Origin of the sequence: Methanoregula sp. (assembly GCF_049510175.1) — an archaeon.
GTDB lineage: Archaea > Halobacteriota > Methanomicrobia > Methanomicrobiales > Methanospirillaceae > Methanoregula.
Genome location: NZ_JBEKZF010000002.1, coordinates 264643 through 288417, shown reverse-complemented (window position 1 = coordinate 288417; position 23775 = coordinate 264643). Strand labels below are relative to the sequence as shown.

24 protein-coding genes are annotated in these 23775 nt (G+C 50.3%); 13 read left to right on the top strand and 11 right to left on the bottom strand.

Going from position 1 to position 23775, the window contains the following annotated elements; translation table 11 throughout:
- Positions 1-50 precede the first annotated feature (50 nt).
- Together ABSG49_RS04535 and ABSG49_RS04530 are read right to left on the bottom strand one after the other, a co-directional pair.
- Positions 51-992, bottom strand: coding sequence for a polyphosphate kinase 2 family protein (locus tag ABSG49_RS04535; protein WP_424024916.1), 942 nt, complete (start codon positions 990-992; stop codon positions 51-53).
- Between the two features lie 193 nt (positions 993-1185).
- Complete coding sequence (locus ABSG49_RS04530) at positions 1186-1581, bottom strand: YkgJ family cysteine cluster protein (protein WP_424024915.1); 396 nt, start codon at positions 1579-1581, stop codon at positions 1186-1188.
- A gap of 216 nt (positions 1582-1797) precedes the next feature.
- On the opposite strand from ABSG49_RS04530, the gene ABSG49_RS04525 reads away from it, so the two are divergent.
- The gene (locus ABSG49_RS04525; RefSeq protein WP_424024914.1) at positions 1798-1956 is read left to right on the top strand and encodes a hypothetical protein; all 159 of its coding nucleotides are present in this window, start codon (positions 1798-1800) and stop codon (positions 1954-1956) included.
- A gap of 221 nt (positions 1957-2177) precedes the next feature.
- The gene (locus ABSG49_RS04520) at positions 2178-3254 is read left to right on the top strand and encodes an AI-2E family transporter (protein ID WP_424024913.1); all 1077 of its coding nucleotides are present in this window, start codon (positions 2178-2180) and stop codon (positions 3252-3254) included.
- 11 nt (positions 3255-3265) lie between these two features.
- On the opposite strand, the gene ABSG49_RS04515 is transcribed toward ABSG49_RS04520, so the two are convergent.
- Complete coding sequence (locus tag ABSG49_RS04515) at positions 3266-3853, bottom strand: hypothetical protein (protein ID WP_424024912.1); 588 nt, start codon at positions 3851-3853, stop codon at positions 3266-3268.
- A gap of 101 nt (positions 3854-3954) precedes the next feature.
- Here ABSG49_RS04515 and ABSG49_RS04510 point away from each other — a divergent pair, with 101 nt between their 5' ends.
- Positions 3955-4353, top strand: a complete 399-nt coding sequence (locus ABSG49_RS04510; protein WP_424024911.1) for a hypothetical protein — start codon at positions 3955-3957, stop codon at positions 4351-4353.
- A 281-nt stretch (positions 4354-4634) separates the two neighbouring features.
- Here the strand turns inward: ABSG49_RS04510 and uvrC are convergent, their stop codons facing one another.
- Positions 4635-6230 (bottom strand): excinuclease ABC subunit UvrC, encoded by a 1596-nt coding sequence (gene uvrC / locus ABSG49_RS04505; RefSeq protein ID WP_424024910.1) that lies wholly within the window; start codon positions 6228-6230, stop codon positions 4635-4637.
- A gap of 233 nt (positions 6231-6463) precedes the next feature.
- On the opposite strand from uvrC, the gene ABSG49_RS04500 reads away from it, so the two are divergent.
- A complete protein-coding gene (locus ABSG49_RS04500) occupies positions 6464-6715 on the top strand; it encodes a tetratricopeptide repeat protein (protein ID WP_424024909.1) in 252 nt (83 codons plus the stop codon).
- Between the two features lie 30 nt (positions 6716-6745).
- On the opposite strand, the gene uvrA is transcribed toward ABSG49_RS04500, so the two are convergent.
- The 3 genes from uvrA to ABSG49_RS04485 all read right to left on the bottom strand — a co-directional run bounded on the left by uvrA (position 6746) and on the right by ABSG49_RS04485 (position 12896).
- Entirely contained in the window at positions 6746-9568 is a 2823-nt protein-coding gene (gene uvrA / locus ABSG49_RS04495) for an excinuclease ABC subunit UvrA (RefSeq protein ID WP_424024908.1), read from the bottom strand.
- A 127-nt stretch (positions 9569-9695) separates the two neighbouring features.
- Positions 9696-11471, bottom strand: coding sequence for a pentapeptide repeat-containing protein (locus ABSG49_RS04490; protein ID WP_424024907.1), 1776 nt, complete (start codon positions 11469-11471; stop codon positions 9696-9698).
- A 201-nt stretch (positions 11472-11672) separates the two neighbouring features.
- Positions 11673-12896, bottom strand: coding sequence for a hypothetical protein (locus ABSG49_RS04485; protein ID WP_424024906.1), 1224 nt, complete (start codon positions 12894-12896; stop codon positions 11673-11675).
- 400 nt (positions 12897-13296) lie between these two features.
- Between ABSG49_RS04485 and ABSG49_RS04480 the strand changes: the two genes are divergently transcribed.
- The 5 genes from ABSG49_RS04480 (at position 13297) to ABSG49_RS04460 (ending at position 17855) form a co-directional block, all read left to right on the top strand.
- Positions 13297-14082, top strand: coding sequence for a HEAT repeat domain-containing protein (locus ABSG49_RS04480; protein WP_424024905.1), 786 nt, complete (start codon positions 13297-13299; stop codon positions 14080-14082).
- A gap of 715 nt (positions 14083-14797) precedes the next feature.
- On the top strand, positions 14798-16180 hold the full coding sequence (locus ABSG49_RS04475) for a hypothetical protein (RefSeq protein WP_424024904.1): 1383 nt from the start codon (positions 14798-14800) through the stop codon (positions 16178-16180).
- A gap of 383 nt (positions 16181-16563) precedes the next feature.
- A complete protein-coding gene (locus tag ABSG49_RS04470; protein WP_424024903.1) occupies positions 16564-17007 on the top strand; it encodes an SRPBCC family protein in 444 nt (147 codons plus the stop codon).
- A 360-nt stretch (positions 17008-17367) separates the two neighbouring features.
- Positions 17368-17568 carry a hypothetical protein gene (locus ABSG49_RS04465; RefSeq protein ID WP_424024902.1) on the top strand — a complete coding sequence of 67 codons (201 nt, stop codon included), beginning with the start codon at positions 17368-17370 and terminating at the stop codon, positions 17566-17568.
- Positions 17565-17855 carry a type II toxin-antitoxin system RelE family toxin gene (locus ABSG49_RS04460; protein WP_424024901.1) on the top strand — a complete coding sequence of 97 codons (291 nt, stop codon included), beginning with the start codon at positions 17565-17567 and terminating at the stop codon, positions 17853-17855. The genes ABSG49_RS04465 and ABSG49_RS04460 overlap by 4 nt, the downstream gene beginning before the upstream one ends.
- A 761-nt stretch (positions 17856-18616) precedes the next feature.
- Here the strand turns inward: ABSG49_RS04460 and ABSG49_RS04455 are convergent.
- Together ABSG49_RS04455 and ABSG49_RS04450 are read right to left on the bottom strand one after the other, a co-directional pair.
- A complete protein-coding gene (locus ABSG49_RS04455) occupies positions 18617-18958 on the bottom strand; it encodes a nucleotidyltransferase domain-containing protein (RefSeq protein ID WP_424024900.1) in 342 nt (113 codons plus the stop codon).
- Positions 18928-19446: a HEPN domain-containing protein gene (locus ABSG49_RS04450; RefSeq protein ID WP_424024899.1), complete on the bottom strand. Its 519-nt coding sequence runs from the start codon at positions 19444-19446 to the stop codon at positions 18928-18930. The genes ABSG49_RS04455 and ABSG49_RS04450 overlap by 31 nt, the downstream gene beginning before the upstream one ends.
- A 45-nt stretch (positions 19447-19491) precedes the next feature.
- On the opposite strand from ABSG49_RS04450, the gene ABSG49_RS04445 reads away from it, so the two are divergent.
- Complete coding sequence (locus ABSG49_RS04445; protein ID WP_424024898.1) at positions 19492-19677, top strand: tautomerase family protein; 186 nt, start codon at positions 19492-19494, stop codon at positions 19675-19677.
- Between the two features lie 10 nt (positions 19678-19687).
- Here ABSG49_RS04445 and ABSG49_RS04440 read toward each other — a convergent pair whose 3' ends face one another.
- Positions 19688-20851 carry a hypothetical protein gene (locus ABSG49_RS04440; RefSeq protein ID WP_424024897.1) on the bottom strand — a complete coding sequence of 388 codons (1164 nt, stop codon included), beginning with the start codon at positions 20849-20851 and terminating at the stop codon, positions 19688-19690.
- A gap of 150 nt (positions 20852-21001) precedes the next feature.
- On the opposite strand from ABSG49_RS04440, the gene ABSG49_RS04435 reads away from it, so the two are divergent.
- The 3 genes from ABSG49_RS04435 to ABSG49_RS04425 all read left to right on the top strand — a co-directional run bounded on the left by ABSG49_RS04435 (position 21002) and on the right by ABSG49_RS04425 (position 22678).
- The gene (locus ABSG49_RS04435; RefSeq protein WP_424024896.1) at positions 21002-21586 is read left to right on the top strand and encodes an RDD family protein; all 585 of its coding nucleotides are present in this window, start codon (positions 21002-21004) and stop codon (positions 21584-21586) included.
- 57 nt (positions 21587-21643) lie between these two features.
- Positions 21644-22009, top strand: coding sequence for a HEAT repeat domain-containing protein (locus ABSG49_RS04430; protein ID WP_424024895.1), 366 nt, complete (start codon positions 21644-21646; stop codon positions 22007-22009).
- Positions 22010-22114: 105 nt separating this feature from the next.
- Complete coding sequence (locus ABSG49_RS04425; protein WP_424024894.1) at positions 22115-22678, top strand: hypothetical protein; 564 nt, start codon at positions 22115-22117, stop codon at positions 22676-22678.
- 1 nt (position 22679) lies between these two features.
- On the opposite strand, the gene ABSG49_RS04420 is transcribed toward ABSG49_RS04425, so the two are convergent.
- On the bottom strand, positions 22680-23675 hold the full coding sequence (locus ABSG49_RS04420; RefSeq protein ID WP_424024893.1) for a histone deacetylase family protein: 996 nt from the start codon (positions 23673-23675) through the stop codon (positions 22680-22682).
- Between the last annotated feature and the right edge of the window lie 100 nt (positions 23676-23775).

The window sequence follows — 23775 nt, the reverse complement described above, 5'->3', positions numbered from 1 at the left end:
ACCTTCCCCGCCCGGTAACGCCACAAAAAACGCAGGAAGATTAAATAAGGTCAGGATTTTTTCCCGCGTTTCTTCACAGCCTTATTTTTCCGACCGGGAGCCTCCGCATTCTCCCTCTCCATCTCCGCCTTCGCCACGAGCAGCGCCTCTTTCTGCTCTTTTGTGACCTCCGGGAATGCGAGGTGGAGGCGGTCAAGGGTCTCGTTGATGGCAGAGACAACCGCGAGCCGGGTGAACCACTTGTGATCGGCCGGGATGATGTACCACGGGGCATAGGGAGTGCTCGTATTGTTGAACATCTCCTCGTATGCATCCATGTAACCGTCCCAGCAGGTCCGTTCATGGATGTCCGCTGCCGAGAACTTCCAGTTCTTGTCCGGCTCGTCCACCCTCACCAGGAAACGCTTCTTCTGCTCCTCTTTGGAGACATTCAGGAACAATTTCAGGACGACGATACCATTGTCGGTGAGGTATTTTTCAAAATTGTTGATCTCCTCAAACCTGCGGCTCCATATGTGCCGGTCATTGAGCGAGGGAGGCAGCTGCTGCCGCTCCAGGTATTCCGGGTGCACCCGGACGACTAGGACCTCTTCGTAATAGGAGCGGTTGAAGATCCCGATATTTCCGCGGTTGGGGAGGGCGACGCAGCACCTCCGGAGATAATCGTGGTCGAGCTCTTCAGCGCTGGGGACCTTGAAACTGGTCACCTGCACGCCCTGCGGGTTCACCCCCGACATGACATGCTTGATGGTGCTGTCCTTCCCGGCTGCGTCCATGGCCTGGAGGATGATCAGCAGCGCATAGGTATTCTGGGCATACAGCTTGTCCTGTTGTTCTGCAAGCAGCCGTATACCTGCCGCGGTTGTTGCCTCTGTATCTTCCTTTGATATGAAATGACCGATACAGCCAGGGTCATAGTCGTTCCGGAGATCGATCTTTTTTCCCGGTTGCACTCTGAGCGATTCAAGAATTTTTTTCATCTTTACTGCCACGCAATGCACCTCTTGAGTGATCATTATCCGCGGTACCGAATCAACCCTCCGCCTGCCCGGCCCCGGGCATGGTAAAGAATCACGGACTTTGTTATCCTCAACGACGGGGAGTACGGGGAATGTGTCTGCCGTGCCATATCTGTCAAAAAGAGGGGGAGATGAAAAACGGTACTATGAGCATAGCAGGGCGGTATCACGGTATACTGTCCCTGCACGCCGGGCAGTTCAGGGCATAATCGCGGATCCCTTCGTTCCACGGCGTGAACCCGATACAGATGGCGGGCTTGGTGTCATGGATCCGGCAGTACACCTTGCCATCATCCGCCCGGAAAAAGAACGGGCAGTGGGTGAGCCTCCCGCCCTGCGGGTCGACCCAGTAATAGATGCGGGCAACCCGGGGCAGATCGGCAAGGGAGAGGCCCCGGCCGGTTGCGCGTTTCCCGTCCCGGAACGTGATGGAGACGTGCTGCAGGATATCGGTGCGGTTATGGGCAATCCATGGGACAAGATCCTCCGGTATCCCCGCCTGGTCCCAGCCCCACTTCTCGCAGCATTTCCCGCACTGCCGGCAGTCCTGGTCGTTGGGCATGATGACTCCCGGATATATGAGCCAGGCAGGTTTTTAGGTATTGGTCTTCTGTATACGGTATCCCTTGCGCTGTTGTTTGCCGCAGGTTCGGCCGGTTTACACCAGGATAACAGTTTTACCGGTTATCATACACCATACTTTCCCGCATGATCGCACCCGATGGCCATCCTGTCAGGTCCGGGCAGATGGCCGCAAACAGAAAACATATATAACAAAATGTCAAATAAACTATACATATACCGGTGCGTAACGGCACGGGTATTGCAGTACAGCATGAAGAACACCAAGAACACGAGCAGCAAGAACACCTTTGAATGTCCGTTGCGGGTTGCACAACCGCAAAAAGACACCATATACCTCTACCCTCCGAAGTAAATGGCAGGGAAAACCTCAACTCCGTTTTTACCGGCCCGACCGAAAGACCCGGCTCGGGCCGGTGTATATTCTTCCGGTACCAGGACCTGTCACTTCTTTCTGTCCTGATCCCTCACTGCGGTCCCGCAAACGTGAGACCATGAGGGTGCACTCCCCCTGCCCGGGCACCGGTATCGGTCAGGATAAGGTTTGTATGATTATCCGTCCGATACAAGAGTGCTATGGCTCTTCCAGAAACATCCCGGATCGAGCGCGCCCTGTTCATCATCGCTCTCGTTTTTATTATCATCATTGCGGTGAAGATGACCACATACCTCGTCAGCCTCATCCTGATGGCCATCATCCTCAGCATGCTCACCCTCCCTGCGGTGAACTGGCTGAAAACCAAAGGGCTCTCTAATTTCTCTGCGGTACTGGTCATCACCATTGTCGCGTGTCTCGTCATACTGGCAGGCGTTGGCCTGACAGCATTATCGTTTAACTCCCTGGTGTCGGACCTCCCCCAATACCAGCAGGATCTCAATGTCCGTCTCGCCAATATTTCCGCCTTCCTCGTTTCCTTTGGCTTCCCCAGTAACGCATTCAGTCCCTCATCCTTTAACATCGGGGATATGGTGGGCTTCGCGATTACCGGGGCAACGAGCTTCTTTGAAGGGTTTATGTTCCTCTTCTTTGTGGCCGTTACTACCTTCTTCATGCTGCTGGATTCGCCCCGGCTTTTCAAGCAGATCGAGAGTTCCATCGGCAAGGACGCGGAAGCACTGCGAAATTTCACCCGCATGTCCGGTTACGTTATCGATTTCATTGTTGTAAGGACAGAGACAAATTTCATCCACGGTTTCCTGTTCGGGAGTTTCCTCGGGATCCTGGGAGTCCACGGGGCGATCCTGTGGGGTGTACTGACCTTCCTCCTCGGGTACATCCCGTACTTCGGTCTGCTCATCGCTGCGGTTCCGGCACTCTTCTTTGCCTGGCTCCAGTTCGGGGTACCGGGGGCGATCGCCGTCATCGCCGCCGTCTGCATCCTCAACCTTGTCGTGGAAAACCCGGTCTACTCATACCTGGCTGCCCGGAAGTTCGAGATGCCGGCCCTTATCGTTATCATCTCGGTGATCTTCTGGGGCTGGCTGCTGGGTCTCGTCGGCATGTTCTTTGCGATCCCGTTCACGCTGATGCTGCTCCTCATCTTTGAGTCCTGCGATGAACTCCGCTGGATCAACACAATGATGGGGGTCGGCCGCCTGTTCGGGGATGGGAGGGAGCATAAAAAAAGTGCCGATGATACTTCTGAACAATAAACTGAATTTTTTTATTGGATATCCTTAACGGTCACCGCGTAATCGCCGTCCCAGGCCAGGGTCACGGTTGATGTTCCCAGCACAGATCCTGTGACCGGGTCCCGTGCAGTCACGGTTATAATGACCGGCTCGGTTGTAGATGAGGGTTTGTCGATAAACGACCAGTAGAGCTTCTTGCCGGAGTTGGAAGTAGCTGGCCCCAGCTGGTTCACGTGGTAATCGGGCGCGTTCCAGGAAAGGAACTGCCCATAACTGGCGTTCCATGCAAAACTCGCAGCGGATGGGTCAAAGCCGGTCGCGTTCGGCGCAAGGCCGATGCCCGGTGTCGAAGACATCATAGGGGAGTAGCGCTGCGGCGAGGCTTCGATGCGCAGGGATGTGACCGGCTGCGGTGATACCGATAACGGGACGAAACTGCATACGTCATTCGTGCACCCGGTTGTTGTCACACCTGCAGGGGTTGTTTCCGGGATGCCGGGAGACACCGCAAGGGACGGCATTGGCGAGGGCGTAACGGGTGCCTGCGGCCCGTTCGCGCAGCCGGCAGCAACAACTGTGGCGATACAGATCGCAAGGAGAATACCATAGTTCAGATCCATACCACAACCATCGCTGACTGCGATAATAAACCCGGCGAAAACTGCGAACGGATTGGCAGTCAAAGGAATTTTATTAAGAAATCGTGGACAATGCTGTAGGCATGACATCATCCGATCGTTCACCCTGGCACGTTCCCGCGGTTCTTGCACTCTTCGCAATAACGGCAGTCCTCGTGCTCTCCTGCGGGTGCACGCAGCAGACAGCAAAAACCACTGATACTACGTCCGGTGTTTCCATAACCAAACCAGATGATACCCATATCTCGGTCGCTTTTGTCGGCGCACCCGGTATGGACGGCCTTCTCGAACTGGAAATCACCGTGACGGACAGCAATGGCAAGAACAGGACACAGTCGATCGGTTCCCGTCTTCATACAACCCCGATCCAAGTCCATTCGACCCAGACCTTTACCGGGTCCTATGGTGGAAGGAACTATGTATTTATTACGGCTTATTTCACTGATGGGAGCCAAAGGACGATTATTGATCAGGACATTTGAACTCATCATAAAAAGTTTTTGGAATTTCAACCCCCCTTTTTAAAAAGAGTTTTTTAAAAACCGAACGCCACAGGTACTCACCTATTTCAGGAGGAATATTTCAGGATAAATCCGGTTCATCCCCACACCGTTCAATGATCATCACGTTATGGTGGATGATGTCGGGGTTCAGGTTCTTAATCTTGAGCATGACCAGGGGGACACTATGATCGTTGTTAATCTCTCTGCCATTCTTATTCCCGGTAGTACGCAGGAAAACGTGCTTACGTCCACGCGCACTCTCACGTGCCTTTCTTCTTTCGGGACTTTTTGGGTTTTGAATGATCGGTGACGAGAGTTTTTTTCCGCAGCAGGCGGTTGTAGGCAATGGCAAAACGGTGTGCTTCGTTGCGGATCTCCTGGATATAGTGCAGGGCCATTCCTTTTTCATCCAGCCGCCGCGATAGCATCTCCCCTGGCACAAAGACTTCCTCCTTCCGCTTGGCAATGGCGATGACCGGGATCGTGAGATCAAGGTTGAGGAGGGTGTTTCCGGCAGCCGAGAGCTGGCCCTTCCCCCCGTCGATGATGATCAGGCCGGGCATCTCCGCCTCCTCCCGCAGAAGGCGGTCATAGCGCCGCTTCACCACTTCGGCGATGGATGCGAAGTCATCGATACCTTCAACGGTCTTGATCTTATACCTGCGATAATTCCTCTTGTCCGGTATGCCGTTACGGAACTGCACCATCGATCCGACCATTGCAGTCCCGGACAGGTGCGAGATATCGAAACATTCGATGACTTCGGGAGGGTCTGCAAGTCCGAGGCTGGCCTGCAGGTCTTTTACTTTCAGCTCGTTTTTCAGGAATGCATGCTGGAGGTTCATTTCCACTAGGTCAAGCAGTTTTTTCTTCTCGCCGATCTTCGGCAGGGTCACCTGTACTGTCTTTCCCTTACGTTCTGTGAGGTAACCTGCCATCGCTTCGCCAACTTCGTGTGACAGGATGAGTTCTGAGGGAGGGACGCGATCCGCATAGTACTGGACGAGGAATTCCTCAAAAAAATCTTCGCGGTTGTCGAACGAGTATTCCTGTTTGCCCGCGAGCAGCCCTTTTTCAACGGAGAAGACCATGAGGTAGACCTTATCGTCAGAGACCGTATAGCCGATCACATCCTGGTCTGTTTCCTTCGGTCGTTCGACATGCTGGCGCTCTGCAAGATGGGAGACCGCGGCGATCTGGTTACGCAGCGCAAGCGCCTTTTCGTATTCCTCCCGTGATGAATATCCTGCCATCTCCTCCCGCAGGCTGATGAGCAGTTCGCTGCTTTTACCTTTCAGCAGTGCCGCTGCCCGCTCCACCTGGAGGTGGTACTCCTCTTCACCGATCGCGCCGATGCAGGGCGCGCTGCAGGTATGCATGTGGTGCCGCAGACACGCCCGTTTCGGCAGCCTCCGGCAGGACCGCAGGTGGAAAATCTTCCGGACAATATGGATCAGGGCATCGCGTTCCGCGGCAGAGACAAACGGCCCGAAATAGGTGGCTTCCCCAATGCCTGTGCGCCGCGCAATGCCGATCCGGGGGAATGGTTCGCGGGTTAGTTCGATGTAGGCATACCGCTTGGCATCCTTGAGGTCGATATTGTATTTCGGCTGGTGCTTTTTGATTAAGTTATTCTCGAGCAGGAGCGCCTCGGTCTCGGTGTTGGTCACCATGACACTGACACGGGCGATCGCCGCAACAAGACTCCGGGTCTTCGGGTCGTGATCTTTCTTCTGGAAGTAACTGCTCACCCGTTTTTTGAGGTTTTTTGCCTTCCCGACATAGATGATTGTCCCTCCGTTGTCAAGAAAAAGATAACAACCGGGAGTGCCGGGGAGGGTCGCAGTATCGAACATTTCCGTAACTAGCGTCTCTTTGTCCAGATTATTAAGGAATGGGGATGAGGAACGGGAATGAGAAAATCCATGAAGGAAAAAAGCACGTCGTCACACCGCAGACCGGGTAAGATCATTTTTTCTGTGCAGGAACTGCATGCCGTATAAATCATTTCGCAAATTATTATATATTAATAAAATAATATGAGCCACTTACTCACATTCCTGTCAGAAAACATGAGTGGGGGCGTCTCATGCGATGGCTCTATGCAAAGGGGATTCCAATCGAGGCCCAGTTCCTGTACCAGAAAGCGCTCGATATGTCCCACAAAGGCAGGGATGAGGTTGCCCTGAGGTATTTCAGGCAGGCGGTTATCATCGCGCCGGGTTATGCAACGGCATTTTTCGAGATGGGAAATTGCCTGGCACGCCTCGGGCGTTACGAGGAGGCACGGGAGAAATACGAGAAGGCAACCCACATCGGTTCAGGTGTTCCGCCACCATGATACTAAGGTCTCCCGGCATGCAGGAAAAAATCAGGATGGTGTTGTGGATTTCCGGCCAAGCATCTCCTTAAGGAACTGCCCGGTATAGCTCTCCTTCGTCGCTGCAACCTTCTCGGGTGTGCCGGTGGCAATGATCTCGCCGCCGCCGTCCCCGCCTTCCGGACCGATATCGATGAGGTGGTCCGCGGACTTGATCACGTCGAGGTTGTGCTCGATGACAATCACTGTGTTGCCCTTCTCCACGAGGTCGTCGAGCACCTTGATCAGCTTCTTGGTGTCGTCGAAGTGGAGCCCGGTCGTCGGCTCGTCCAGGAGATAGAGGGTCCTGCCGGTCGCACGCTTCGCGAGCTCCCGGGTGAGCTTGATCCGCTGCGCCTCGCCGCCCGAGAGGGTTGTCGAGCTCTGGCCGAGCTTGATGTAATCGAGCCCGACTCTTGAGAGGGTCTCGAGTTTCGTCCGGATGGACGGGATGTTCTCGAAGTGTTTCATCGCCTCTTCCACGCTCATGTCGAGGACGTCGGCAATGGATTTCCCCTTGTACTTCACTTCGAGGGTCTCGCGGTTGTACCGCTTGCCCTTGCACTCCTCGCACTCGATGTAGACATCGGGGAGGAAGTTCATCTCGATCTTGATGAGGCCGTCACCCTCGCAGGCCTCGCACCGGCCGCCCCGGATGTTGAAGGAGAACCGGCCCGGCCTGTAGCCCCGCATCTTTGCCTCCTTGGTCCCGGCAAAGACCGTGCGGATCTCGTCGAAGACTTTCGTGTAGGTCGCGGGGTTGGACCTCGGGGTCTTCCCGATCGGGGACTGGTCGATCACGATCACCTTGTCGATCTCGGCGTCGAAGACGATCCGATCGTGCTTCCCGGCCTGGTCGCGGGACTTGTTGATGATCTGCATCATGCCCTTGTAGAGGGTCTCGTACACGAGCGTGGACTTGCCGCTTCCCGAGACACCGGTGACGACCGTGAGGAGGCCGATCGGGAATTTTGCATTGATGTTCTTCAGGTTGTTCTCCCTGCAGCCCTTGATCGTGATGAACCGTTTTGCCGGCCTCCGTTTTGCCGGCACATCGATCTTTTTCGTGCCCGCGAGGTACTGGCCGGTCAGGGACTTCTTGTTCTTCTCAATCTGCCCGGGATTTCCTTCCGCAACCACTGCACCGCCGTGAAGCCCGGCGCCGGGGCCCATGTCGATCACGTGCTCCGCGGACCGGATCATGTCCTCGTCATGTTCGACCACAAGCACCGTGTTCCCGAGGTCGCGGAGCGTCCGGAGCGTCTCGATGAGCTTCCGGTTATCCCGCTGGTGGAGCCCGATGGATGGCTCGTCGAGAACGTAGAGGACGCCCATCAGGTTCGATCCGATCTGGGTGGCGAGCCGGATCCGCTGGGCTTCCCCACCGGAGAGTGTCCCGGCGTTCCGGGAGAGCGTGAGGTACCCGAGGCCGACTTTCTCCAGGAAATCGAGCCGGGACCGGATCTCCTTGATGATCTGGGTCGCGATCTCCGTCTCCTTCTCGGTCAGATTCAGGTTGCGGAACAACGCGGCGCTCTTCTCGACCGGCAGGTCGGTGACGTCGATGATGGACTGGGCGTCGATCCGGACGGCGAGCACCTTGTCCTTGAGCCGCTTCCCCTTGCAGGAGGGGCAGTCGGAGACCCGCATGTAGCCCTCGAGCTCGCGCTTCCGCCAGTCCGACTGCGTCTGGGCATAGAGCCGGGCGGTCTGGGGGAGGAGACCTTCCCATTCCCCCGTGTGAGACCACTCGGCGTCGCCGTTCTTCATGCTCATCGAGAACTTCATCCGTTTCGAGGAGCCGAACATCAGCGCCTCGTACTGTTCCTGCGTGAGATCCTTAATCGGCGTGAGTGCCGAGAAGCCGTAGTTCTTTGCGACCGTGGCGAGGTACTGGCCCCGGAACCCGTCCATCGGGTTGCGGTAAGGGGCGATGGCGCCGTCCGCGATGCACCGGTCCTTGTCCGGGATGATCAGGTCGGGGTCGAACTCCATCTTCACTCCGAGCCCGTGGCACTCCTCGCAGGCGCCGAACGGGCTGTTGAACGAGAACATCCGCGGCTGGAGCTCCTCGAATGCGATCCCGCAGACCGGGCAGGCCATAAGGGACGAGTAGGTGGACTCCTTCCCGTCCTCGCCTGCGACGAGCACGAGCCCCTCGGACTTCTTCAGGCAGTTCTCCACCGCCTCGGCGAGCCGGGCCCGGTCGGCGGCATCGAGCCGGTCGATCACGATCTCGATGTCCTGCTTCCTGTACCGGTCGAGGGCGATCTCCTCGTCGGTCCTGATGATCTTCCCGTTGACCCGGACGCGGGCATAGCCTTCCTTGTTGAGGTCTTTGAGGAGCTGCTGGTACGTCCCCTTCTTCTGCCGGACGATGGGGGCGAGGACGGTGACCTGCCCGGGATGTTCAGCGGCGATCTGGTCGGCGATCTTGTCCGGGCTCTGGGCGGCGATGGGGATATTGTGCTCGGGGCAGTACGGCGTGCCGATCCGGGCGTAGAGGAGCCGGAGGTAGTCGTAGATCTCGGTGATGGTCCCGACCGTGCTGCGGGGATTCTTGGACGTCGTCTTCTGCTCGATGGAGATGGCGGGCGAGAGCCCCTCGATGGAGTCGACGTCCGGCTTGTGCATCATGCCGAGGAACTGCCGGGCATAGGAGGAGAGGGACTCGACGTACCGGCGCTGGCCTTCGGCATAGAGCGTATCGAACGCGAGCGTCGATTTGCCGGAGCCCGAGACCCCGGTGATCACCACGAGCTTGTCGCGGGGGATCGTGACGCTGATATTTTTGAGGTTGTGCTGGCGGGCACCTTTGATGATGATATCTTTCATGAATGTGTGCTCAGACAATCAGCTCCGGCATTTAAAGGGGTTCACTTCGGGGCATGAAAGTGAAAATTGGAACTTTCATAGAGATGATGCTATCAACTATAAAGTTATCAAGACGTTTCATCGAAATTTATTGTTTCTGTTGACTAATTTTTTCATTTGCATCCTTATGGATTTCTGGGAGCAATCCGGTAATTTCATCAATTTTTTCATAATAAATAATTTCTGAAACCCAAGGATATTTTTTGAAATCTGCAAACATCGCGTATGGTTTCACGATCCTATTCTTTTTTTTCTCTAATATGGGATAGATCGGAATTGACGGACAGTGAGGAATAATTGAATATATTTCATGAGGAACGCTTTTCGGATCTGTAATGTCAGTGATAATGAATTTAGACATTCGAGCCAACAACCCAATTGTTTCTGTTAAATTCCTTGTTCCTGGTTTTGTGAAATCAAAAATTATAGGTGTTAAATCCATTTCTCTCAATTGATTTTTAATCGTCTCTAACACTATTTTTCTATCATTAAAACGGCCAAGTATTAGAACAACTTTTGACGTGACGGTGTCAATTATATTTTTTAATTTCTCGTTTGTTAGAAGTAAATGGATGAATTGAGCAATCTCGATGTTATCGACGGTTACTGCTGGTTCATCCCACGGTGTAATTAGCAAATCGAGTTGTTCCTTTGGTTCCCCGATTAACCCCCAAACACTTACACCGAATATATGTGAATGTGATAAATTGGCGCCGTCAATAGTTGTATCCAATAAAATAGCACCATGGAATTCAACATTGTTCAATATGGAATTCTCAAAATTTGATTCAGATAAATTGGCATAGGTCATATCAGAACCAGAAAATTCAACATTTGTAAAATTTGAATGAGCTAATTCTGTTCCAAAAAATTTGCAACCAAAAAAATCGGAGTCGGAAAAATCGGTATCAAATATTGAAGCATATGAGAAGTTTGAACCATTAAATATTGAATTTTTTAATGTAGAGGCATTAATATCAGCTTTATTAAATTCCCCTCCTCGAAAATCCGCATTATTAGCAGTTATCTCTTGAAATTGTGTGTTTCTGAATGATCCATTAGTAAGTTTAGAGCCATCGAGTTCACCGCCGTAGAAATATGCTTTGTCAAAAAATATTGAAAATCTTTGCGTTTCTTTTTTGTTAGACCGGATTGTTCTTGCCTCTTCAAAATATGAGCACCGAATTTCGCAATTTTTAAAGTTAACATTTTTTAATCGGGTGTCACGGTAATCAGTAAATCTTAATCTAGATCCTTCAAAGCTCGTGTCTCGAATTTCTGAACCGGTGAAACTTGAGTTTTCTAGGTTACAGTTTGAAAAGTGCACATTTTTTAGAATTGCACAGATAAATTCATTATTCGTGCAATTTGGCCCTTGAAATGATACATTTGTTAACTTCGTACCAGAAAAATTGCAGTCTTTTATTGTATCATCATAAAAATTCACTCTATTTATTCGTGCGTCTTTAAAATTTACATCGACAATGTTTTGGTAAGTGGATAAGAACGCTCTTTCGATTAGAGCTCCGGAAAAATTTGTATGATTTAAATTTACTTTGGAAAAATTTACTCCTCTGGAATCAATATTACTCAAATTTGTGAATTCAAAATCCACTTTTTCAAAGAAATTTTTCCTTAAAGAGAGCCCAGATAAATTAGCCCCGACAAAATTAGCATAATAGAATGTGGAATTATGAATTTTTGACCCTCGAAAATCGGTATAATTAAAATTTCCACCATCAAGTTTTAAATTATTAAGATCGGCATCAGTAAGATTCGGTTTGGTTTTTGGTTGTTCTTGTCGCCATAGATTCCATTTTTCAACTCCAGAGAGTAAAATATCGAGATGTTTCTGGGTTGCCATCATTTAACCTAAAAAAGTTTGAAACGAAATAGTTTCCGAATAGACATTCTCGGCTTAAGACCAACTAAGTTCATTCCGACGCCCTCAATAAATATAGAGGACACCGACGACCCATTACAATCCAGTTCCAAGTCCGTCAATCGAAAGAGAATCTGAGTCCGTCCGATCATTCGCCGTCTTCATGAGAGAGGGGCATCAAAATTATAAACTAATAGTGCTAGGAGCTATCAAATACAAAATCCATTTATAAAATCTTAAAATGGCTAAAATTACTATCTTAACGACGATTACAATTATCCCTGTAATTATAAACAACCCCATCAAAGCGTTCGCGAGATTAATAATAATCGCAATGAAATCGAATTTCGCGGCGGCATTTAGAAGAATCGGGGTGTAATAATTGAGAACGCTATATATTGCTAAAAGAAAAGCAGGTAGTGCAATGATCCCGTTGCCAGAACCATAATTAAACCAATCACAAATCGTTATTCTTAATTTTGAAAGAAAGGAATAGACCGGAACTTTTCTGAAATGCGAGGGGAAACTAACAAAAAGCGTTTTTGTAATCTCTTTATTCTTATACCTAAAGCGAATTTGATCTACGGTGGATTTCGAAACATCGTCACTCACCGAATAAATGTACTTCCTTAAGATTTCGGAATCCATATCATGATCGATCGAGTTCGTGATGATATATTCTAAAATTTCGCCAGAAATTTTTTGATACTTTAAAATACTCAAGTGAATGGAGGGGAATGAGCTGAATTTACTTTTCAACAGAATGATTATTTCTTTCGAAGACAATTCTCGATAATCCCTTAAAAATTTTTGAACTTCTTTAATCTCTTTGTTTTCAATATCACTCAAAAATATTGTTGTTTCAGGAATCGATTCTTTAATTTTTTTAATGACATTGAAGATTAGACTTGAATTAGCAAACAAAAACGAAAGAATCGCAAGGGAGCCAAAAAATAATAATTCTGTATCGGAATACCCGTAAAAATGCATATATAACGCATAGATTGTAAAAGTTGATGCAATCCAAAATTCTATTGGCAATATAATACCATATCGAGTTGAAAGCTTGTCTGCCACTTTGTATAAAATTTCAAAATGAGGAGCAATCATCGATGAACATTTGTCTCTGAAATTTACGTTCCTTTTTTTTCTTGTCATAAATTTCTTAATCTGAATTAAACTTCTGGGCAAATATAGCCTTTTAATATTTTCTCTGAAGATATTTCGATAGACACTAGTGGCGTTTTGGTTCGGGAAGCTCCTTCGCCGCTCCGGTACCTCCGGCACGAAGCGAGAGAGAAGAACCTGGCGGTGAATCCCGCCGGGGGGAGTTGATCCCGAACGGGGAAGAATATCCCGGGAGCGAGGTCTCCTCGGTAACGACGGTGTTTGGAGAGGTAGAGTCATTGGGGGCCATTTCCGCCTCCGATCGCCCCTTTTGGTACACACTTTCGGCCGAATTCGCCAAAAAATCGGTCGCTGGTTTGTGGGGGGAGCTGTTTTAAGCCCCGATTGGCAGGATTCCCATGATTTTCCTGCCAAAAATATGCCGCTTTAGACCAATTACAGGTGGAAAAGTCGGGTCGGGACGTGGTTTGGGTTGTGGGCCGGGGAGGGGGATCCGTGGGCGGGGGTTTTCACGAGAAGGTGTGCTGAAAATATTTTCCGGTTCCGGCAATTGACGACGGGTCCGGTACTAAATCCAATGCCGGGTCCGTCAAATCAGAGAGAGGCCGGGTCCGACTCTCATGCGGTTAAGTCTGAAATTTGCGAGAATCCTTTTATTATAAACGAATAAATGGAACGTATGGATAAGGAATTATCCAAAAATAAGAATTCTGTCCCTTCGAAAAGTAAAGTATGCGATATTCTCAAAACCCACCATAACAATCTAAAGGAAGATCCAGAACATTTGAAGAGTGATTTTTTATTAAATTTGTTGGTCGAACATGACAATACATTCAAGGCTATTAGCGATTCAATTTCGGGTAATCGTATTGATTTTTTAATGGATCAAAATTTCATTGGAAAATTTTCCCGGATGGATCCCATTTTCCAAATAAAAATTATTGACAAATGTGACCACATAAGAAATCTCGCTTCAATATTGCTTTTAGGGAAGGTTTTGGTTTCAAATTCTCAAGAGAATAAGCAGTTAGCACTAAAGGTTCTAGGTGATATCAGATCTAAAGACTCTTTTGAACAATTAATGCTCGGATATCAGGACAAAGTGATTCATCCCTCAATAAGATATTATTTTCAACAAATGGGATTGGAGGGAGTGGAACATCTCATCAAATTTGCACAACATCGGAATCCCGTGATCAGGTTTAACTCAATGATTGCATTGGGAGAAATGCAGGGAAATGCATTGGGTCCTTTATTAAAATGTTTATCCGATGAAAATGTCATATTGAGAAGAATTGCAGCCAATGCACTTGGGGATCTCGGATTAGCACAAGCTCTCAGAAGTCTTTTTATTGCGAAGACTGATCCAGATGATGAAGTCAAAAAAAGGGTAGACGAATCATTTACCATATTAACCAAAAATCTGAAGTATCAAGATTTTCTTGATTTATTAGAATCAAACTAAATTCCACCCGTTGAGGAACAATTTTTTTACCACTACTTTTTACAAATACTCACATCTCCGATTTTCTCAGTGCCCTTCGGTTCCAGCGCTTGACGACGGTCTCGGTACCGGATCCGGTCCCGGGTCCGCCCCATCAGTACCAGCCCGGCCCCGCCCCCCCCGCATCCCGGCAAGGGATGAGTACCCGGGGGCAGTGGTCTCCGTCGGTATCATCGGTCTCCGGAGGGGTAGGGTCATCCGGGGTCATTTTGGCCTCCGATGGCCTGATCCGGTACACTTTTTCGGCCGGAATCGCCAAAATATCGGTCGCTTGTTTGTGGAGGAGGCTGTTTTGTGCTCCTATTGGTGTAATTCGCTTGGTTTTCCTGCCAAAAAACCGCTGGTATAGATCAGTTACCGGTGGAAAAGTCGGGTCGGGACGTGGTTTGGTTTGTGGGCCGGGGAGGGGGATCGGTGGTCAGGGGGTTTTCCGGGAAATTGTGCCGGAACTATGTTCCGGTTCCGGGATTGTTCCTCACCTGCCGCCGGGAATAATCGCATCCCCTTTGTGATGACGATGTAGTACCGGTAACCTGACCTGGTTATTGCACTACGCCACGTCCTCAATAGGGACAGTGGTGTAAGAAGGGATGCATCATATCGCGGGAAAAAAATATTTTCAACAGAGAAATTTTTTTTCAATTCGTGGTGTTGCTTCAGGGGGTCCCAAACAAATGTGTCATTACTGGCGCTTCTTTTAATATCTGCGAGCGATCAATTCATTTATAAATTTTTTTCCTTTTTCGCTGGTTGTCGTGCCTTTTCAAAATCAAAACAAGTATCAATTGCGATGAGTTTTTTTCTAGTCTCATTAAATGTATCGAAACGCAGATATTTTATTAACTATGAAGTTACCCTAGATCTAAAAATGAATTATAGTACTCCATCCAAAGATCATTTCATAGTTAAAAATTTTCAATCAATTTTTCAATATTTTTCATATGATGATGTTATGATTGAAAAAATCATGACAAAAAATAAATTTGCAAGACATCTTTCAAATTTTTTATTATCTTTCTCTCTTGCCGAACTATTTGGTTATGAAGTCATTTATTTCACAAAAGACATTGTAAGTGGAGTTGGGATTTCAATTATCATCTTCGTATTTTCTTATATGTTTTTATTGGTATCATGGATTTTTATTGAAAATTTGCAGAAATGTAGATGGATCGATTTAAAAAATATTAAAAGAGTGAGTTTTTCATTCCGTCCTATTGATAAATTTAAGTCTCATATGTTTATAATTTTTCTTTATTGGGCTGTAATCTGGATTTTTGGTATGTTGTTTTTTCGTCATTTATTTGTAACAAACTATCCAGTCTATACGATCTCATATGATTACAATTTTAGTAAAAATATGATTTTCTATGGAGTCATTATGATTATTCCAATATCTCTTCATCACTTTAGTAGTCGTGCTATTGAAAGTAATTATGATGAAAATTGCATTTCTGACTTTGTTAGCATAAGAACAATTCTTATTGCCACTTCCATTGCGGTATTTGCCCTTGTACTTTCGATGGAAGTAAATTATTTCAATTATCAAGAATTTCTTAAGTTGCCAAATATAATGCAAGAGATAGCACAAGTTAATGTTGTTTTTCGAGATTCTATAATCATATTTGCAATATTTTTAATATACTTACATTATCTCTACATTAGTCGTTTCTGGCAGGAATTCGTAATTATTAAATTATTTGTTTCTGAAATTGAAAAAATTAATAAAAATCTTATTTCAATTCCAGATACATCAACCTTTCAAGAAATGTTTGATTATTCACTGACTCAGTACAAAAAAGGAAATCCACAGATTTTTCAAAATACGCCCGTATATTCTCAATATTTAAGAGAGATGTTGCATTTCAATAAAGAATTAAGAGATAAATTAATTGAATTCTATGATATCATTCAAACGATTCATAGAAATGAAACCTTCAGTTCTGATTCAATGACAAACGACAAATATTTTCAAATGAAAGCCTTCTTTGAAAACGTTAAAAAAGCCCGCGAACAAGTTGGCGAATTAGAGGGTTTATTCGAAAAAGAACTAGATAAATAAAATTGTGAATTCAAATTATCCAAATTTTTTTTCAGTTCCGGGTTCATCAATCGATGAAAGCCGGGTCCGACAAAGCGCATGTGTCCCGACCCGACCGTACCCGCATTTCTCAGTGTCCTCGTTTCCGGAGATTGACGACGGGTCCGGTACCGATCCGGCTCCGGGTCCGCCAACAAAAAGCGAGCCCGGTCCCGCCCCACCGCATGCGGCCGACCGGTCCGTATCAGCCAATACTCAGTGCCCTCGGTTCCGGAGCCTGACGACCGCCTCGATACCATTCCGGTTCCGGGTCTGTGCGATTACAGAGGATGGGTCCGCACCACATCAACCGGACCGATAAACACGATGTCAATCTTTTATCAGAAATCACATCCTTAAAAGGAATGATGAAAGAACTCCGGAGTGAGATTGAAATTACAGCATCGGGCAAACGGGTGTGGGAGATCCTCACCGACTTTGCGGGTTTTCCTCAATGGAATCCATTCATTCGCCGGGCACATGGAAACCTTGTGGAGGGGGAAAGGCTAGACGTCTTGATGCAGCCTTCCGGGGCGAGGGGAATGACTTTTTCGCCCACGGTTCTCAATGTTGAGACTGACCGGGAGCTTCGGTGGATCGGCCATCTCTTTATACCCGGCCTTTTTGACGGCGAACATATCTTTACCATAGAACCGCTGGGAACAGGCCGGGTTCGTTTTACCCAGCGGGAGATCTTCACGGGCCTGCTCGTCCCCCTGTTAGCACTGATGCTCGATACCGATACCCAACGCGGTTTTGAGGAGATGAATAAAGCGCTGAAAGCCAGGGCAGAACAGACCGCAGTATGACAGGAATGATGAAACACGTTAGTGAACGGCCCAGAATTTCTATTTGGGGACGGTGGGTTCTATAGTATTTTTAGTCATTCCTATGGATTACCGGAAGTTCTGATCACCATTGAGGGCTGATTGAAACAGGCAACATTCTCTTCATGTGTCGTATGATGAGCACGAATGCATAGTTTTTAATTTGATATGCGTCCCAACCCATCAGTACTCATCCTTATCATTGCCCTTTGTCCCGGCAATTGACGACGGGTCCGGTACCGATCCGGCTCCGGGTCCGCCAACAAAAAGCGAGCCCGGCCCCGCACCGCACACAGGAAAAACGCCAAAAGTATTCATGATTACAATGCTTACAATGTGATCATGTCTGCGGTAAAACGGATACCGGTAACGGAGCCGGTATGGAAGGACCTTGCCGAGATGCGGGCGGCCGGCCAGACCTATACGGATCTCCTGGCAGAGATGATCGAGGACCGGAAGAGGCGCAGGCTTGAGGAAGATGTCAGGACGTGGAGCGGCCGTAAGAAAGGGGGGTACGTTTCACTTTCGGAGATTAAGGATTGACATTTTCCCTTGTGATCTGGCACGAGCTGGCGGATGAGATCAATCGCCTGCCGGAGAAGACACGAAGAATCATCAAAACTGCCCTGAAACGGCTTGAAGAAGATCAGTTCCCGGGAAGCCAGGGGGATAAAGAAAAACTGGTTTTACGCGGCGGGGTTATAATCTACCGGCTTCACATTTCCCGCAGTTACACCGCATTTTACGATATTGACAGACAGGAGAAACTGGTTATTGTCCAGGAGATCCTGCCAATTGAGCAGGCACATAAAAAATATGGTTATTATTGATTCCTGTTCTCTCCAGTTTTTCCGGTATCTCGTTTTTTGATGGAGATTGGCACGTCTGAACCAGCCACTCCTCCGTGCTCCCGGTTCCGGAACCTGACGACGACCTCGCTCCCATCCGGCCAAGGATTAGCCCAATCAGTACCAGCCCGGCCCCGCCCCACCACAGGCGGGAATGGGAATAGTATCCCGGGAGCGGGCTCTCCCTCGGTACTGACAGTGTCCGGAGGGGTGGGGCCATCGGGGGCCATTTCAGCCTCCGATCACCCCTTTTGGTACACACTTTCGGCCGAATTCGCCAGAAAATCGGTCGATGGTTTTTGGGGAGAGCTGTTTTGAGCCCCGATTTGCTGGATTCCCATGATTCTCCTGCCAAAAACATGCCGCTTTAGACCAATTGCAGGTGGAAAAGTCGGGTCGGGACGTGATTTGGGTTGTGGGCCGGGGAGGGGGATCGGTGGCCGCTCCGGTCTTGCCTCCCGATAGCGTCCGGCATCCCGGACTTCCGGACCGGACCGGCCAGCTGATCAGCCCATGCGTCCAAAAAATTTTGCTGAGGGGTAGGAGGGGTCACACAAATATTTTCGTGAGGGGGCAGGGGCCTCAGGAAATTTTTTTGATGTGGGGAGGGGAGGTACCTGCCGGGTTTCCGGACCAAAACCGGATCAAATAAGAGGGTGGTGCAGTGGACCGGGCGCACGGTAGCAGTTACTGTGACTTTCAGACAAAAAGGTCAGGAACGCGGGAATGTATCCCGGATTATCTCATGCGGATGATATTGGTGGCACGATAATTCCTTTTCTGATGGTGCCTGCAATAAGGGATGCCGGGTCCCGGTATTCCTCTGGAGTCAGGGTGAGTACATCGAGTGCCACTTTGAATTTCCTGACGGTCAGGATCTCTGCATCTTTGGTCATGAGTGCCCGTTCAAAAATATCCTTACCTGCAAAATCGCCGGAGATCACTGCGATGTCGATATCACTGTCAGGAGTTGCCGTTCCCAGACCCGAAGACCCGAACAGGATCAGGTCATGGATCCGGATCCCGTTTTTCCTCACGGAAGCACGGAAAAAATTTACCGCTTCGAGGACTTTTGCATCAACCATGTGAGAATCTCCTTCGTCTCGTGCACGATTTTTTCGGTCTTTTCTTTGGTATATTGTTCAAGAACCACATCAAGGTTATGGGGATATCGCCCGGTAATACCGACACGATTGATAATGAACAACGAGTCCATATACTGTTGCGGTAATTCCAGTTCAAGGATTTCAACCAGGAAAACAAGGCTGTGAGTCTTTTCCGGATTGTCGTTAAATTTTTCCACGTACAACGCTTTCAGGGCTTTTTCCAGCGAAAGATGGCAGAAGAATATCACCGGTGGATAACGCGCTGCGGAAATGAGAGATTCGGCAGTACCGAGATCATACTGTGCCTGCCGGAACCATTCACCGGAATCTGGAGTCATTTTTTTTAAACCTTTACCGTTCTTTATCTTGCATATGTTGTCGGATGAATATATTGTTTCATCCTGCTCTCCATGAACTCTTCGGAGCGTCACGCTACCGTCCCGGATGCAAATCAGATGCAGAAACACAGGCAGTTAATAGCTGCCGACACAATATCTGACCAAGGTAGTACCATGCCCGTTATTATTCTAAAAAGCCGCAAAGGCCTCTCGATCGGACAGAAGCGCAGGATCGCAAAAGAGTTTACCGAAACGCTGGTCAGCACCACCGGCGTCAAAAAAGAGCTCGTCACGATCTTTTTCGAAGAAAAAGAACCCGGGGATATCGCCAAGGGCGGAAGACTCCGCTGTGACGAGTAATATCCTTTTTTCAGCGGTCTCCGCCGCCCCGTCGTTCGCTGTACGGGATCTCGGCGCTCTTCCCTTTGGATAACTTCTCCCGTTCCCGGCGAGCTTCCTCGAACCGTTCATCAAGGGGGATATCAACACTCCCTCCCCGGGAGAGCTGCTCCTTCTCCCTCGAGCTCCCGAATCGTTCATCGAGAGGAATTTCGACACTCTTCCCTTTTGAAAGGGGTTCCCGTTCCTGGCGGGCACGTTCAAACCGTTCCTGGATCGGGATCTCGGCACTCCTCCCTGCAGAAGGCCGGCCGGTCTCCCGGTCCCCGCGGCCCATGCGCTCCTCGAACGAGATGTCATCACTCCTCCGGGCCGGTGGCCCGCGGGGAAGCGTGGACGGGGGGGCGTCAGCATCAGCAATGAAATCAATCCCTTCATCATCGGAACCGGACCGGGATGTCCGGGCCGGCCGGGCGTCCCCGTCCCGTGCCGGTACGCGGGGGGCCGGGCCCCGTGCACGGGCTTCCCCGGCGTCTTCCGTCATATGCCGTGGGCCCGTATAGGCGTACGGGCTTGTGCCGGTCGCACCCGGTTTCCCGCCACGAATCTTCGCCACTTCGTCGCTGATATGCGCCTGCCGGTCGTTGTCGCTCCATTCGGTGAACATCAGGAACTGGAGGAATGCCTCGGGTTCGCGGAAGAGCGAGGCATTGATGCCCTCAAATACAATGATCCGCTCCATGTTCCCGAACCACCCCCCGGTCCTTTCCGTGATCGTGTCATCGCCGGCTTCGAATATGAAGACACGTTCGATCTCCCCGTTCCGCCCCCAGCCGGTCTCCGACACCCCGTTCTCCTCGAAGGTGAACAGTTTCCCGACCGCACCATACTCCCCGCCTTCCCGGACCGCAATCCGCTGGCCTCCGGCCTCGTACCGGAAGGTCCGGGGCCGCTGGCCGAATGCAAAGGTCTCCTCGAGCATTCCGTAAGGGTCGAAAACAAACCTCCTCAGGATTTTTTCCTGCCGGGACGGGTCGCGCTCCGTCATCATGTTCGAAGACGGGTCAAAGAGATAAAGCCTTCTCGTTACCTTTCCACCGTCAAGCACGCGGACTCCTCCGCTGCCGTACTGGTAGTAGCGCACGACAGTCCCCTGCCGGGATCCTGCGTGTTCGGTAATGACTGCATCGGTCATATCATCAGGTCACTCCGTTTATTCCTTAACTTAACACTGGTTTTAACGTTAATAAGTCCGCCAAGAAATAGTTTCTTCACCAATAGTGGTTCCCGATTTCGCCAGGAAGGGTAAACTTCATTCATTCCCGCAGACAACAGCTATCCTGAAATGACGGAAGAACCTCAAGCACCTGCCTCAACCGGGGAACCATCCCGGGATCCTGTCGAGGTACCCGGCCAGCCGGGGATCGGGGAGCCCGGTCATCTCAGCCGGGAATACGGTCGTACGCTTCACCTCGCCACGTGGAGCACGCGGTTCTGGGCATGGCTCATCGATTTCTGCATGGTCCTCCTTTTCCTCAACATTATCCGTGGCATCTTCGCCTCGATCGGCTGGCATATCCCCTTTTATATCGACTTCTGGCACTGGGAGCCGTTTGAATTCGGTTTCCAGACCCTCTTCTTTTTCTTATACTGGACGCTCATGGAAGGGTTCCAGGGCCGGGGGCAGTCCATCGGCAAGATGGTGATGAACCTCAAGGTCGTCAATCGTGACGGAACGAGAATCCATTACAGCACCGCAGCGATCGAGAGTTTTGGTAAAGCCTTAATCCTCCCGCTCGACTGCCTGATCGGGTGGCTCGCGATGCCCAATACCAAACTCCGGATGTTCAACCGGCTTTCCAATACCCTTGTGATCAAGACAGATTACAAGGAACCTGACGGGATCCTCTACGTGAAGGATAAGGAATAACTGATTTTTCCCTTTTAATGCGCAATATTTTTGTATTTATACCCGACCCGGGTACCTATGGATGATCCCGAACCCGAAATAAATGACGCGGGGGAGAAGGACGCACAGGAAAAACAGCGTGCATACAATGAAAGGCTCACGCACTTCATCGCGCTTCTCTCCGATGATAACGAGGGAAACCGGTGGAAAGCCGCGGAGACACTGGGGCGGATCGGGGACCCGGCTGCCGTCGAGGAACTCATCGGCACTCTCTGGGATGATGACGAGAGGGTGAGGCTGAAAGCCGCATGGGCTCTCGGGAGGATTGGAGACTCCCGGGCAATCCACCCCCTCCAGCGCCTGTACCGGATAGAGAACGAGGGGGCCCAGGAGATCATCAGAGAGGCGCTCGATGCCATCAAGCAACAGATGAGTCTTCCCTGAATGCACCGGTTCAGCAGATCCTGATTCCGGGTCATCCACAGGACAGACTGCATCAGCGCAGATTTATTGAATTAAAACTTATACTGCACATAAGGAACAAACGGTATGGCAGATATCGGATCACTGTACAGGAAAGAGAACGGGCGGATCCTCATCGAAATTAAGCTGTCCTCGGTGATGCAACTGTTCAATTCATTCGATCCCGCTCCTTTTCACGAGAAAGAACTGGACTCCGCTGCAGAACACTATATTGTCGATACCGTCAAGGATTTCCCGGTAAAAACCCGGTTTAAGATCGTCATTTACCTCCCCGCTGATATTGCGGGTACTGAACGGGCACAGAAAATCCCCCAGGCCATCCGGAATCATTTCGAATATAAGATGATGGTCCAGGACCGGAAGTTCCGCTTGCGATTCAGGCATGGGCGATTTACTCTTCTCATCGGGCTCTCGTTCCTCGCCATAGCGCTGATTGCCCGTCACTATGTCTCATCCTATAGCGATGTCCTCGTCGCTCAGCTCTTTGCGGATGCCCTCCTCATCATCGGGTGGGCGGCGATGTGGGAACCGATAACCGTCCTGCTCTATGAACTCTGGCCGATAATCCGGCTGAAAAAGACATACGAGAGGATCAGCCGCATGGAGATCGCAGTTCTCCCATCGTCGTAGGTCAGGACCGGCGGACCAGATGCAGGTGCGCTTTCAATCCGGCAATTGTTTTCCGGGTGCTGTCACGCGGGACACCGTAGGTGCCAGGATCTCCACCTGACCTGAGTGCCGAGAAAATGGCGGAGATCGCTTCCCCATGGGAGGTGCCGTAGCCTCCTTCCAGCACGAGCGCAAGGGGACAGTCCACAACCTGCATGAGAAGCCGGGTCAGGACAGCAAAATCCCCCGGCCGGAGGTCCATGCCACCGAGGGGATCATCGTGGAGGGTATCCTGGCCGGCGGAAACGATCAGGGCACCGGGCCGGAACCGCTCGAGGGCAGGCACAAAAACCTCGGCAAAAACACTCCCGAAATCCGCGATGCCGGAACCAGCCTGGAGCGGTGCATTGATCGTATAGCCATCCCCCGTGCCGACGCCGGTATCACCGGTCCTCCCGGAGTACGGGAACATGTGCTCCTGGTGCACGGAACAGTAGAGCACCCGGTCCGTGCCATAAAAAGCGTGCTCGGTTCCATTCCCATGGTGGATGTCCCAGTCGACAATGGCGACCCGGTCTACGCTGCCAAGCGCATGGGCGGCTGCGATCGCCGCATTGTTGAGCAGGCAGAAACCCATTGCCCGGTCGTGTTCGGCATGGTGACCGGGCGGCCGGACGAGGGCAAACGCATGCCCGCCGTCAAGGGAGCGGTCGATGGCTATGATCGCAGCACCGGCTGCATACCGGGCCGCTTCATACGAGCCATGGGTAACATAGGTATCTCGATCAAGATAAACGGGAACACGTGCAGCTGCGCAGCGCTGACGGAGCCATGCGGTGTAATACGGGGTATGCACACAGTGCAGCTCTTCTTCGGTTGCCGGTTCGGCATTCCAGAGGGGAATACCGGGGGGAACACCCCGGAGGGCAGCAAGGAGACGGGTGTGGCACTCGGGATGACCGGGATTGTCATGTCCGGCACTGGCCGGACTGGTGATTACACAGCAGCGCTCCATCATTCCTCCGTTCCCGGGAACTCCTGCGGCCAGGTACGGGACTATTACTGTTACCGGAATATCATTTTTTTCGCAGGCATATCGGTGAGTCCGAAAAACCGGC